This window comes from Geomonas ferrireducens (genome assembly GCF_004917065.1).
GTDB lineage: Bacteria > Desulfobacterota > Desulfuromonadia > Geobacterales > Geobacteraceae > Geomonas > Geomonas ferrireducens.
In genome coordinates this window covers 1,405,791-1,418,736 of the sequence record NZ_SSYA01000002.1, presented here as the reverse complement: position 1 = coordinate 1,418,736, position 12,946 = coordinate 1,405,791, and the positions used below count along the sequence as shown (strand labels likewise).

Below are 12,946 nucleotides of genomic sequence, written 5' to 3'. Positions count from 1 at the left end.
CCGCCATTGAGGCTTTTGGCCCGACTGATAACCCTGCTGCTTCTTATTTCCGCGGCGGCCTGCGCAACGCAGCCGCCGCGGTTTCGTGAGGAAGCCGCCGCCAAGCTTGACCAGCTCAAGTTCGAGGGTGGAGAGCGTCTGTACCCCGCCGAGTACGCCAGCGTGCTTCAGGCGTTCCTGAAAGGGGACGCCTACATGATGGAGGATGAGTCGAAGGAGGCGGATCGTTACTTCCAGCTCACCCTGCTCAAGGGAGACCTTCTGGCCCAGGAGGTGGCTGCCGAGAAGGCGCGCCTTTTGGCCGAGGAAAAGGCGCGGCTTGCCGAAGAGCAGCGGCAAGCCGAGCTGGAGCGGCTCGCCAAGCTGGAAGAGGAGCGCCTCGCAAAGGCGCGGGCGCTTGAAAAGGCCCAGAAGGAGGCCGCCGAGGCTGAGCGTAAGAAGGCAAAGCCCCCGGTCAAGGAGCCGGTCCTCGTCCCATCCTGGTCGGTGCGCCGGGGGGAATCGCTCCCTCTTATCGCATCGCGCTCCGAGGTCTACGGCGACAGGAATCTCTGGCCCCTGATCTATCGCGCCAACCGCGACCAAATCCGCGACCCGCGGCACATCTGGCCCGGCCAGATCCTCAGGGTACCCAGGAACCTTGGGCGCGACGATTACGCCGAGGCGAGGCGCTACGCTCAGGAACACCCGCTGCACTGATCCAAACCCTTGTAGGACGATATTTTTAAACGGTATTTCCTCGGTATCAAAAAAAGGCCATTACGGACGGTCGCCAAGTGCCAGGAAGGGAAGAGGACTTCCACGCACTCCTTGTTGAAGCCACTGTCGCCCGCTCGCCCGTGTGCGCCCATAAGCACCTGCAATGACCTGCTTTTTTTCATGGGTCTGCTGCGGCTTCCGCGCTTTACCTCACTCCCGTTTTCACGCTGACCCACATTTATTTCTTCACGAGATCCCTCCCAGATTTTCCCTTGACAGTGAAAAACGTTTTGTATACTGTATACAAAATTTGAAATCCAAAAATATCCTGCTAACATCCCATAATCCTTCATATATTTTGCGAGACGCCGCGAAGGGGAGGCTTTTGCCCCGGATGGCAGGCGGTTGACGGGCTCCCGCAGACAGATAAAACACCATGTCGGGCGATGCAGCGTGGCTTTGCCCACCATTTTGTATTTGTGCATTGCATAAAAACCAAGGAGAGATCATGACAACTAATGCAAAGATCGTTTGGACCAAGATCGACGAGGCCCCCGCACTGGCAACCTACTCCCTGCTCCCCATCGTCAACGCCTTCACCAAGGCGGCTGGCGTCGAGGTAGAGACCAGGGACATCTCGCTGGCCGGCAGGATCATCGCGAACTTCCCGGAGAACCTGACCCCGGAGCAGAAGATCGCTGACGAACTCGCCTACCTCGGTGAGCTGACCCAGAAGCCGGAAGCCAACATCATCAAGCTCCCCAACGTCTCCGCCTCCATCCCGCAGCTCAAAGCCGCCATCGCCGAGCTCCAGAGCCAGGGGTACAACATCCCCAACTACCCGGAAGAGCCCAAAACCGACGAAGAGAAGGCGCTCGCGGCACGCTTCGCCAAGGTGCTCGGCTCCGCGGTAAACCCGGTCCTGCGTGAGGGTAACTCCGACCGTCGCGTCGCCAAGGCGGTCAAGGAATACGCCAAGAAGCACCCGCACAAGATGGGCGCCTGGTCCTCCGACTCCAAGAGCCATGTTTCCAACATGAGCGCCGGTGATTTCTACCACTCCGAGAAATCGGTGACCCTGAAAGAGGCCACCACCGCCAGGATCGAGTTCGTCGACAACCTGGGTAAGGTGACCGTGATGAAGGAGAAGCTCCCGCTGCAGGCTGGCGAGGTGCTGGACGGCTCCTTCATGAACGTACGGGCGCTGCGTAAGTTCATCCAGGAGCAGATCGACGACGCCAAGGCAAAGGGGATCCTCTTCTCCGTGCACCTTAAGGCGACCATGATGAAGATCTCCGACCCGGTCATCTTCGGTCACTTCGTCTCCGTCTACTTCAAGGACGTCTTCGAGAAGCATGAGGCGACCTTCAAGGAGATCGGCGTCAACGCCGACCTGGGCCTTGGCGACCTCTACAAGAAACTCGACAAGCTCCCGGCAGGCAAGAAGGCAGAGATCGAGGCCGACATCCAGGCCACCTACGCCAAGCAGCCGCCGCTGGCCATGGTCGATTCCGACAAAGGGATCACCAACCTGCACGCCTCCAACGACATCATCATCGACGCCTCCATGCCGGTCGTCATCCGCGACTCCGGCAAGATGTGGGCCCCGGACGGCAAACTCGCCGACACCAAGTGTGTGATTCCGGATACCTGCTACTCCGAGTGGTACCAGGAGTGCATCGACTTCTGCAAGAAAAACGGCCAGTTCGACCCGACCACCATGGGCGCCACCTCCAACGTCGGCCTCATGGCGCAGAAGGCCGAAGAGTACGGCTCCCACGACAAGACCTTCGTCGCACCGCTCAACGGCACCATGCGCGTCGTCGACGCCGCAGGCGAAGTGCTGATCCAGCACCAGGTAGAGCAGGGTGACATCTGGCGCGGCTGCCAGGCGAAGGATCTCCCGATCCGCGACTGGGTCAAGCTTGCCGTCAGCCGTGCCCGCGCAACCGGTGCTCCGGCCGTCTTCTGGCTCGACAAGAACCGCGCACACGACGCCCAGATGATCGAGAAGGTGAACACCTACCTGAAGGATCACGACACCACCGGTCTCGAGCTCCACATCATGTCCCCGGTCGAGGCGATGAGGTTCACCCTCCCGAGGGCGAAGGCCGGCAAGGACACCATCACCGTCACCGGCAACGCGCTCAGGGATTACCTGACCGACCTTTTCCCGATCCTCGAACTCGGCACCTCCGCGAAGATGCTCTCCATCGTTCCGCTGCTCGCGGGCGGCGGCCTCTTCGAGACCGGTGCGGGCGGCTCCGCTCCGAAGCACGTGCAGCAGTTCCAGCAGGAAGGCTACCTGCGCTGGGATTCCCTGGGCGAGTTCCTTGCCCTCGCGGTCTCCCTCGAGCACCTGGCCGCTACCTTCAAGAACGAGAAGGCCGCGCTCCTCGCCGAGACCCTCGACGTTGCCAACACCAAGTTCCTGGATCAGAACAAGAACCCGGCGCGTAAAGTCGGCCAGATCGACAACCGTGGCAGCCACTTCTACCTGGCCATGTACTGGGCCGAGGCTATCGCCGCCCAGACCAAGGACGCCGGCCTCGCCGCCAAGTTCGCCAAGGTGGCGAAGGCGCTCCAGGAGAACGAAGAGAAGATCAACGCCGAGCTCATCGGCGCCCAGGGCAAGCCGGTCGACATGGGGGGCTACTACCACCCGAATGATGCCAAGACCGAGGCCGCGATGCGTCCGAGTGCAACCCTGAACGCGATCGTTGACTCGATCAACTAACAGGCGTAAACGTAGGATTCGCTTCACCGGAAGATAATCACATTCTATTAACGGAGGAAGAAAACATGGCACGTAAGAAAATCGCACTTATCGGTGGTGGTCAGATCGGCGGCGTACTTGCACAGCTCGCAGCTCTGCGCGAACTGGGTGACGTGGTGATGTTCGACATCGTGGAAGGCCTTCCGCAGGGCAAGATGCTCGATATCGCCGAAGTAGGCTCTGTTGACGGCTTTGACTGCTGCCTCAAGGGCACCAACAGCTACGAGGACATCCAGGGCGCCGACGTCGTCATCGTCACTGCAGGTCTTCCCCGCAAACCGGGCATGAGCCGCGACGACCTGATCGAGGTCAACTCCAAGATCATGACCTCCGTCGCGGAAGGGATCAAAGCCCACGCACCGAACTCCTTCGTCATCGTCATCTCCAACCCGCTCGACGCGATGGTGACCCTGTGCCAGAAGATCACCGGCTTCCCCTACAACCGCGTCATCGGTCAGGCCGGCGTCCTCGACTCCGCACGCTTCAAGACCTTCATCGCCTGGGAACTCGGCGTTTCCGTCAAGGACGTGAACGCGATGACCCTGGGCGGCCACGGCGACGACATGGTGCCGCTGGTCCGTTACGCCTCCGTGAACGGCATCCCGGTCATGGAACTCCTCGAGAAGAAATACAAGGACAAGGCTAAGGCCAAGGAAGTCATGGACGCCATGGTCAAGAGGACCCGCGGTGCAGGCGGCGAGGTTGTCGCCCTGCTGAAAACCGGTTCCGCCTTCTACTCCCCGGCTTCCTCCGCGATCTGCATGGCGGAGTCCATCCTGAAGGACCAGAAGCGCGTACTGCCGACCTGCGCATACCTGAACGGCGAGTTCGGCGTGAAAGGCTTCTACGTCGGCGTTCCCTGCGTCCTGGGCGAGAACGGCGTCGAGCAGATCCTCGAGTTCGAACTCGACGCAGAAGAGCAGGCGATGATGGACAAGTCCGTCGCCGCCGTTAAGGAACTCGTTGGTTCCATGAAGTAAGAAAGAACTGCAGCAGGTACTACCAGGGGGTAGGGAGGTTTCCCCTCTCTACCCCCTTTTTACAAAACGTGAGGGGCCGGGCGTAAATTCGGGCGCTTGCATTTTGTATACACTATGTGTTATATACCCACAATTTGCACAGCCTGCGAGGGCAATTTGTCAAAGGAGCTACGTTGATGGAGAAAACACCGGCGAACATCGAGATCATCGAGAAGTACTGCAAGGGGTGCCACATCTGTGTGGAATTCTGCCCCACCAAGGTCTTGGAAATGAAGGGTTTTGTGGCAAGCGTCAAGAACCTTGAGGCATGCATCAAGTGCATGCAGTGCGAGCTTAGATGCCCTGATTTTGCAATCAAAGTATCGTAAACAATTTTAGGAGGTAAGAAAGTGGCTAAAAAAGTTGCATTCCTTCAGGGGAACGAAGCTGCCGCACAGGGGGCACTCTACGCCGGGTGCACGTTCTTCGGCGGTTATCCGATTACTCCCTCTACCGAGGTCGCTGAGGTGTTGTCCGCAGAACTTCCCAAAATTGGCGGGAAATTCATCCAGATGGAGGATGAGATCGGCGCCATGGCTTCCGTCATAGGTGCTTCCCTTGCCGGCTCCAAGGCGCTCACCGCGACCTCCGGCCCGGGTCTCTCCCTGAAGCAGGAGCTCATCGGCTACGCCTGCATCGCCGAGGTTCCCGTCGTCATCGTGAACGTCATGAGGGGCGGCCCCTCCACCGGCATGCCGACCGGTCCTTCCCAGTCCGACGTGATGAGCGCCAAGTGGGGCACCCACGGCGACCACCCGGCCATCTGCCTTGTACCGGCTTCCGTGCAGGAGCTCTTCGAAGAGACCGTGCGCGCCTTCAACCTGGCCGAGAAGTACCGCACCCCGGTAATGGTTATGCCGGACGAGATCGTTGCTCACATGCGCGAGCGCATCGTGTTCCCCGAGCCAGGTGAGCTCGAAGTGATCAACAGGACCGCCCCGAGCGTTCCGCCGGCAGAGTACAAGCCGTACGACACGAGCTTCGGCGACGTTCCGCCGCTGGCCGCTTACGGCTCCGGCTACAAGTTCCACGTAACCGGCCTCAACAAGGCGCAGGACGGCTTCCCGACCACCAAGGCTGCCTTGGTTCAGGCAGAAGAAGAGCGCCAGGTGCGCAAGGTCGACGCCAACGTCGACGACATCGTGACCTTCGAGGAGTACATGCTCGATGACGCCGAAGTCGCCATCATCGCTTTCGGCTCCACCTCCCGCTCCGCACGCTTCGCGGTAAACGAGGCGAGGAAAGAGGGCATCAAGGCCGGTCTCTTCAGGATCAAGACCTTCTGGCCGTTCCCGGACAAGCAGATCGCAGCACTTGCCGGCAAGGTGAAGGCGTTCATCACTCCGGAGATGAACCTTGGCATGTGCACCGGCGAAGTGAAGCGTTGCGCCGAAGGCAAAGCCAGCGTCCACGGCATCTTCCGCGTCGACGGCGAGCCGATCAACCCGGGGCAGATCCTCGAAAAGATCAAGGAGGTTAAGTAACATGTCTTTTGATTACGATAAGTACATCCGTCCCGGGAAACTGCCGCACATCTGGTGCCCGGGCTGCGGTCACGGCATCGTCATGAAGGGCCTGATCAGGGCCATCGACACCCTCGGCCTTAGCAAAGAGAACACCGCGATCGTCTCCGGTATCGGCTGCGCATCCCGTCTTCCCGGCTACCTCGACTGCTGCACCCTGCACACCGCTCACGGCCGTGCTGCTGCATTCGCCACCGGCGTAAAGATGGCCCGCCCCGAGATGAACGTCATCCTCTGCGGTGGCGACGGCGACGGTACCGCCATCGGCGGTAACCACTTCATCCACGCATGCCGCCGCAACATCGACATGACCTACATCATCATGAACAACAACATCTACGGGATGACCGGCGGCCAGTTCTCCCCGTGCACCCCGACCGGTGCCAAGGCTTCCACCACCCCGTACGGCAACCCTGATCCGTCCTTCGACGTGGCGAAACTGGCCATCGGCGCAGGCGCGACCTTCGTTGCCCGCGGCACCGCCTACCACGCGACCCAGATCGACAAGCTGATCGTGGAAGCGATCCAGCACAAGGGCTTCTCCGTGGTTGAGATTCTCGACGACTGCCCGACCACCTACGGTCGTCGCAACAAGTTCAAGTCCGTCATCGAGATGATGAACCGTCTGAAGGACATCGCCGTTCCGGTGAAGGCCGCCGAGAAGATGACCCCGGAGCAGCTCGAAGGGAAGATCATCACCGGCGTTCTGTACAAGGAAGAGAAGCCGGAGTACACCACCGAGTACGCGAAAGTCATCGAGCGCGCCAAGAAATAAAAAAGGAGGAGAACCTCAGATGTCTCAGAGATATGAAATCAGATTTTCCGGGGCTGGCGGGCAGGGTCTCATCCTCGCCGGCGTCATCATGGCGGAAGCCGCTTCCATCTACGACGGCAAGCAGGCCGTTCAGTCGCAGAGCTACGGCCCCGAGGCAAGGGGCGGTGCATCCAAGTCGGAGGTCATCGTTTCCGACACCATGATTGACTATCCGAAGGCGACCGTCGTCGACGCGCTCCTCGCGCTGACCCAGGAAGCCTGCGACAAGTACTCCCACGACCTGAAGGAAGGCGGGGTGCTGCTGGTCGATTCCGATCTGGTCACCAAGCTTCCCAAGGGGAACTTCAAGACCGTTTCCTTCCCGATCATCAACACCGCCAAGAACGAAGTCGGCCGTGAGATCGTGGCAAACATCGTGGCGCTTGGTGCCATGGTGGCGCTGACCGGCGTGGTCAGCAAGGAAGGGGCCGAGAAGGCGGTTCTCGCCCGTGTTCCGGAAGCTTTCATGGAGCTGAACAAGAAGGCGTTCCAGCTTGGTTTCGAGAAGGCGACTGCGGCCAAGGCCTAATCGCATCACCTCTGTAGCACGGAAAGGCCCGGCGTAACAGCCGGGCCTTTTTTTTGTGCCGCCGCCCCCGAGGGATGGCTGTTCGCAAGCATGCCAGCCCGCTAGCCCGCTAGCCCGCCAGCCTGCTAGTTCGCCAGCCTGTTAGCGCGGCATGCAGCCAGTCCGTCAGACCAGTCAGACCAGTCAGACCAGTCAGACCAGTCAGACCAGTCAGACCAGTCAGACCAGTCAGACTTGTCCGACAACTCCGACAACTCCGACAACTCCGACAACTCCGATGTCCGCAGCCGCCGAATCTTGCACTATGCCACCTATAAGCTAGAATCCACTCTTACAAAGCAAAGCCTGAGAGGATCCCCGCATGCCATTGGAACTGTGTCAACTAGCGCTGAGACAGACCCTCGATCTCATCACCCTCACCGATGACACCTTGCGCGATCTAACCCGCCGCAAGTTCAGCAGCGACGAACTATACAACGAAGTGCTGGGTAAATTACTTGGAGGCAACGGCCGCCGCGGCCCTTCTGGCATCCTCATCGCCAACGAAGGGCCCGACGCCACCTGCTGCAACGGACAGGTATTTCATCTGCGCGACGAGCGACTGCTGGAGCGCTCAGAGGCAATAAGCATCGAACCCGGCTCGAGCTACGCCGGGAGCCTTCTCCTTGTGGAAGGTGGAGCCGAAGTGGTGGCGCTTAACTGGAACGACATCTGTGCGAACATCGGTGAATTCCAGTCATTCTTTCATCCCAAGGTGGTCGAAGCGATGGGGGAGCCGATCCTCAACTTCGTAAGTTGCCGGATCAGCGGCGACGTGAAAGGGGTGATTGAGGCCTTCAATTATCAGGGGAGGGTAACCGAGTACGACGCCGATGTTCTGCGCAGCGCCGCCGTCATGATCGGTTCACTGTTGACCGTCTCCAACGGGATGCGCGAGACGGAGCATGCTTTCACCTACACCATACAGGCGCTCGCGCGGGCCTGCGAGGCCGCCGAGCCCGACACCGGCCGCCACATCGTGCGCGTGAACCGCTACGCCGGCGCACTTGCCGCCAACATGGGGTTCAACAACGAGTTCGTGAACGACATGTCCATTTCGGCGCAGATGCACGATGTGGGGAAAATCCGCATCCCCACCGAGATCCTGCTCAAAGAAGGAAGGCTGACGCCGCGGGAAATGAAACTGATACGCCAGCATCCCGCCTACGGTTCCGAGATCATCGGCGATTCCCCGCGACTTCGGATCGCCAGAGAGATCGCACTCTCGCATCACGAGAACTGGGACGGCACCGGGTACCCCAAACGGCTCAGGGGGGAACGGATTCCCATCTCGGGGCGCATCGTGAAGGTCGCTGACGTGTACGACGCGCTCCGATCACGCCGCAGTTACAAGGGGGCCATGACCCATGAAGAGGCCCTCCATGTGTTTCGAAACGGGGACGACCGGATCAACCCGGCAGCTCATTTCGACCCCGCCGTTCTAGCCGCCTTTTTTAGAATCGAGCACATGTTCGAGATGATCTTCGACAGCTCGATTCTGAAACTAGGCTTCGACCGAGCGGTGACCCCGACCGATTCGAAATAGATAAGGTAACGGTGAAAAGGTAGAAGGTAGAAGGTAGAAGGTAGAAGGTAGAAGGTAGAAGGTAGAAGGTAGAAGGTAGAAGGAGTGCCGGCGGCGGGGAGAAAACTGTCCTCTGCGGAAATGAAGCGAGGCGCGTCCCCTCGCCCGACGGGAGAGGGACAGGGTGAGGGAAGGATTCATCCACCCAGGCGTGCCCTGAACTGACTCACCCTCTGCTGCATGATGATCTGCTGCAACTTCTCCGGAGGCACTTCCTTACCGTCCAGCAGTGCCGGATCGATGCCCAACTGCGCCGCGTTCAATTTAGCCACCTCGAGCGCCACCTCCCATCCCGGCATGGAAGCATGAAAGTCCGCCGCCACCTGCAAAGGCAGGAACTCCTGAATCCCCCCCTTGATGGCATCCAGCGCGAGCCGTATCTTCGTCGAGTCCCGCAGTTCCTCCCAACGATTGGCGTTGTTGTGCAGCCGGTTCGTTGCCTGCAGCGCACGTTGCAGCGCGGCCGGTAGTCTCAGCCTCCTGCAGAAGGCCGGTACCTGTTCGGCCCCCAGCGTATCGTGCCCGTGGTGTTTGGGATGCAGTTCCGGTGGCGTGTAGAGCTTGCCGAGATCGTGGAAGAGGGCACAGAAGCGGGCGACGGGCTCGGGTGTCAGTCTAGCCATCCGTTCCAGCACCTGCAGGGAATGCGTGAAGAGGTCACCCTCGGGGTGGTGCTGCGGAGGACCTGCCGGAATCTCCACCATCCTGAAGATCTCGGGGAGGAAGTTGACGCCGATGTTTAACTCCAGCATGCGGCGGAAGAATCGGGAGGGGTCTTCCTTGGTGAGCGCCTTGAGCATCTCCTGGGAAAACCGCTCCACCGGGATGCGCTGCAGGGATGCGGTCCAGTCGCGTCCCTTCAGGATCCGCTCCGCTTCAGCATCGAGCCGCCAACCCTCGCACTCGAACCGGAAGGCGCGCAGGATGCGCAGCGGATCATTGGTAAGGCTTTCGGGGGAGCAGCAACGCAGCACGCGACCTTCAAGGTCGGCTTTACCGCCGAGAGGATCGACGAGCCGCCCCTCCAGTGACATGGCCATGGCGTTCACGGTGAAGTCGCGCCGGGAAAGGTCCTCGGGGAGCGCATCGAGCGACGGGAGCCATGTTATTTCGATCTTCCCGAAGGGCTCCTTGAAGCGGAAATAGATATTAGGGGTGCTCTTCGACTCGACTAGGCGAAACCCCAGCGCGGTGAGCTCCGAGACGGGGGCCGCAGCCACGAGGTCCACATCCTGGCAATCCACCCCCAGAAGGACGTCCCGCACCATCCCGCCGACCAGAAAGATGGAAGGGTGCAGGGGCTCCGGGAAAAACCGCTTCAATGCCGCAATCAGCCGGTCCATGAAAACCCTCGTCTGAAGACGAAAAACTTAACGCAAAGACGCCAAGGCGCAGAGGCGCTAAGAAAACCTTAAACTGGAAAAAACAAGTCTGGCATCTCTATACTCTGCGTCTTTGCGGCTCCGCGTCTTTGCGTTAAAGATGTTCAGAAACAATGAAGGATGCCGTGCCCAAGATAAACAGGAATGAAAAACACCAGCAAAAGAAAGGCTTCGAGAAATTCCCAAAGCCAGTCTTTTACCTCTTTGCGTCTTGGCGGCTCTGCGCCTTTGCTTTAAGCCTTTAAGTCTTGCGCCTTTTCCAGGAGTGCCACGTCCTCGACGTGTACCGTCTGCGGGAACATGTCCACCGGCTGCACCTCGAGGGTCCGGTATCCCAGGCGGGACAGGATGTCCAGGTCGCGCGCCAGGGTCTCCGGCGAGCAGGAGACGTAGATGATGCGGGCAGGATTGATGGCCGCTACGCTCTTCAGGACCTTCTCTTCGCACCCTTTCCGGGGCGGGTTCAGTACGATCAGGTCGGCGCCACCCTCCTCGCCGATCTCGTCGATGAGATGCACGGCGTCGCCCGCCTCGAAGCTGCAGTTATCGGCGCGGTTCATTGCCGCGTTGGCGGTGGCGTCGGCGACGGCCGCCTCGACCACCTCGATCCCCACCACTTCGCGGGCCCGGTCCGCCAGGAAAAGCGAGATGCCGCCGATGCCGCAGTAAAGGTCGATCACCCGCTCCTTGCCTGAGAGATGCGCGAACTCCCGCACCTTCTCGTAGATGATGCGGGCGGCGCCGCTGTTCACCTGGAAGAAGGAGTGCGGCGAGAGGTTGAAGCTCTTGTCGCCGATGAAGGCCTTCAGGCTCTGCGCCTTCGTTATGGAGCGGTCCTTGTGGCCGAAGATCACGTTCCCCGTGGAGTTGTTGATGTTCTGTGCCACGACGGCGACCTCGGGGACCGCCTGCTGGACGAACTTGGCCAGGTGATGCATCTCGTTGTAGCCCTGATCCGTGGTCACGAAGACCACCATGACCTGGTTCCCGGGCTCGGCCACGCGCACCACCAGGTAGCGCAAGAGCCCCATCTCGCTCTTCGGGTTGTAAATCTGCACCTTCCCCTTCTTGATCCCGGCCTTCGCGGCCTTAACCACCTTGTTGATCAGCGGATGGTGCAGCGCGCAGTCCTCGATCTCCAGCACGTCGTGCGTATTGCGACGGTATATCCCGATCACCGGGTCGGAGTGCTTGCCGGCGACGACGAGTTTCGCCGTGTTGCGGTAGCCTAGCTCGCTCGGTGAGGCGATCACGTCATGTATGGTGGCGCTGGAAAGGGAAGGGTATCTGCGGATCTGGCGGCTCACCATTTCCTTTTTCCAGGCGAGCTGGGCCGGGTAGCGCATCTGCATGAGCCCGCAACCGTCGCAGGCCTTCCCCATTTTGCAGGCAGCTGAGGGGGCGCGGTCGGGAGACCGCTTCAAAAGCTTAATTATGTTGGCGAAGGACTCCCTGCGCCCGACGTATGTGATCTTCCCGACAACGGTCTCACCGGCGAGTCCGCCGGCTATGAGAACGCGGGTCCCTTCGTGGATGGCGACGCCGAACCCCTCTTCGTTGTTGGAAATAATCTGGAGTTCCAGCACTTGGCCGCTGCGCAGCGCAGGCTGGCGCTCTTCCCTGGTTCCGGCCGGACGCGCCGGTTTCCCCTTTGCCTGCTTGGCGGACGCTTTGCCATCGGCCTTCTTGAAGGTTTTTCCTGCAGGTTGCTCGCGCTGGTCGCGTGGCTTTCCTGCTGCGGGACGGGCAGGTTTCTCCGCGCGGGAAGGGACCGCCGCTGCCCGTTCCGGCTTGGCTGCAGGCTTCTTCGTCTTCGGAGCGGGAGTATTTTCCTTGCGGGAAGGTTTTGAGTTCTCGGTGAAATGCTTTGGTTTGCTGGTATTTTTCATCCTTCTTTCATAGATTGAAAAGCCAACCGTGTCAACCGCCGAATTGCTGCCACTCTGCCTTGCATAGGTGACCCCGAGGGATACACTAACGCTGGCGCAACTCTCATTGTGTCGGATAGAGACAAGTCGAGAAAGATTTAAGCCTTGGAGGTGATCATGGCCGGCCTGAGAAAACAGCTGCTGTTCCTTGTGGTGGGGATGTTGTGCGCCGCATTGCCGCTGCAGGCAAAGGAGGCAAAGATGTCGCAGATGAAACTGACCAGTTCCGCGTTCAGTCACTCGGCCCGCATTCCGGCCGCCTTCACCTGTGACGGCTCCGACACGAGCCCGCCGCTTGCCATCTCCGGAGTCCCCGGCGAAGCCAGATCCCTTGCCCTCATCATGGACGACCCCGACGCCCCGGCTGGGACCTGGGTGCACTGGGTGCTCTGGAATATCGATCCGGCCACCAGGGAAATCGCGCAGGGTGGCGTTCCCCACGGGGCCGAGCAGGGGATGAACAGCTGGCGGCGCAAAGGCTACGGCGGCCCGTGCCCGCCGTCCGGGCAGCACCGTTACTACTTCCGCCTCTACGCACTCTCCGAACGTCTGAACCTTCCCTCCAACAGCACGAGAAAAGAACTCGACCTTGCCATGAGGGGGAAAATCCTGGCACAGACCGAGCTCCTAGGTCTCTACGCGCACAAGTGAC

11 protein-coding genes are annotated in these 12,946 nt (G+C 60.2%); 9 read left to right on the top strand and 2 right to left on the bottom strand.

Annotated features, from left to right (window positions below):
- Nucleotides 1-15: 15 nt before the first annotated feature.
- The 8 genes from E8L22_RS15070 to E8L22_RS15035 all read left to right on the top strand — a co-directional run bounded on the left by E8L22_RS15070 (nt 16) and on the right by E8L22_RS15035 (nt 8,945).
- Nucleotides 16-699 (top strand): LysM peptidoglycan-binding domain-containing protein, encoded by a 684-nt coding sequence (locus E8L22_RS15070; RefSeq protein ID WP_246044662.1) that lies wholly within the window; start codon nt 16-18, stop codon nt 697-699.
- 508 nt (nt 700-1,207) lie between these two features.
- Nucleotides 1,208-3,436 (top strand): NADP-dependent isocitrate dehydrogenase, encoded by a 2,229-nt coding sequence (locus E8L22_RS15065; RefSeq protein ID WP_198420168.1) that lies wholly within the window; start codon nt 1,208-1,210, stop codon nt 3,434-3,436.
- 65 nt (nt 3,437-3,501) lie between these two features.
- On the top strand, nt 3,502-4,455 hold the full coding sequence (gene mdh / locus E8L22_RS15060; RefSeq protein WP_129126505.1) for a malate dehydrogenase: 954 nt from the start codon (nt 3,502-3,504) through the stop codon (nt 4,453-4,455).
- Between the two features lie 176 nt (nt 4,456-4,631).
- Nucleotides 4,632-4,823 carry a 4Fe-4S binding protein gene (locus E8L22_RS15055; protein ID WP_129126504.1) on the top strand — a complete coding sequence of 64 codons (192 nt, stop codon included), beginning with the start codon at nt 4,632-4,634 and terminating at the stop codon, nt 4,821-4,823.
- A 21-nt stretch (nt 4,824-4,844) separates the two neighbouring features.
- Nucleotides 4,845-5,978, top strand: coding sequence for a 2-oxoacid:acceptor oxidoreductase subunit alpha (locus E8L22_RS15050; protein WP_136525930.1), 1,134 nt, complete (start codon nt 4,845-4,847; stop codon nt 5,976-5,978).
- A gap of 1 nt (nt 5,979) precedes the next feature.
- Complete coding sequence (locus E8L22_RS15045) at nt 5,980-6,792, top strand: 2-oxoacid:ferredoxin oxidoreductase subunit beta (RefSeq protein ID WP_136525929.1); 813 nt, start codon at nt 5,980-5,982, stop codon at nt 6,790-6,792.
- A 19-nt stretch (nt 6,793-6,811) separates the two neighbouring features.
- Nucleotides 6,812-7,360, top strand: coding sequence for a 2-oxoacid:acceptor oxidoreductase family protein (locus E8L22_RS15040; protein WP_136525928.1), 549 nt, complete (start codon nt 6,812-6,814; stop codon nt 7,358-7,360).
- Nucleotides 7,361-7,721: 361 nt separating this feature from the next.
- On the top strand, nt 7,722-8,945 hold the full coding sequence (locus tag E8L22_RS15035; RefSeq protein WP_136525927.1) for an HD-GYP domain-containing protein: 1,224 nt from the start codon (nt 7,722-7,724) through the stop codon (nt 8,943-8,945).
- 176 nt (nt 8,946-9,121) lie between these two features.
- Here E8L22_RS15035 and E8L22_RS15030 read toward each other — a convergent pair whose 3' ends face one another.
- Nucleotides 9,122-10,327, bottom strand: a complete 1,206-nt coding sequence (locus E8L22_RS15030; RefSeq protein ID WP_136525926.1) for an HD domain-containing protein — start codon at nt 10,325-10,327, stop codon at nt 9,122-9,124.
- 272 nt (nt 10,328-10,599) lie between these two features.
- Entirely contained in the window at nt 10,600-12,255 is a 1,656-nt protein-coding gene (gene rlmD, locus E8L22_RS15025; protein ID WP_246044661.1) for a 23S rRNA (uracil(1939)-C(5))-methyltransferase RlmD, read from the bottom strand.
- Nucleotides 12,256-12,411: 156 nt separating this feature from the next.
- On the opposite strand from rlmD, the gene E8L22_RS15020 reads away from it, so the two are divergent.
- Nucleotides 12,412-12,945 carry a YbhB/YbcL family Raf kinase inhibitor-like protein gene (locus tag E8L22_RS15020; RefSeq protein ID WP_198420167.1) on the top strand — a complete coding sequence of 178 codons (534 nt, stop codon included), beginning with the start codon at nt 12,412-12,414 and terminating at the stop codon, nt 12,943-12,945.
- Nucleotide 12,946: the final 1 nt, after the last annotated feature.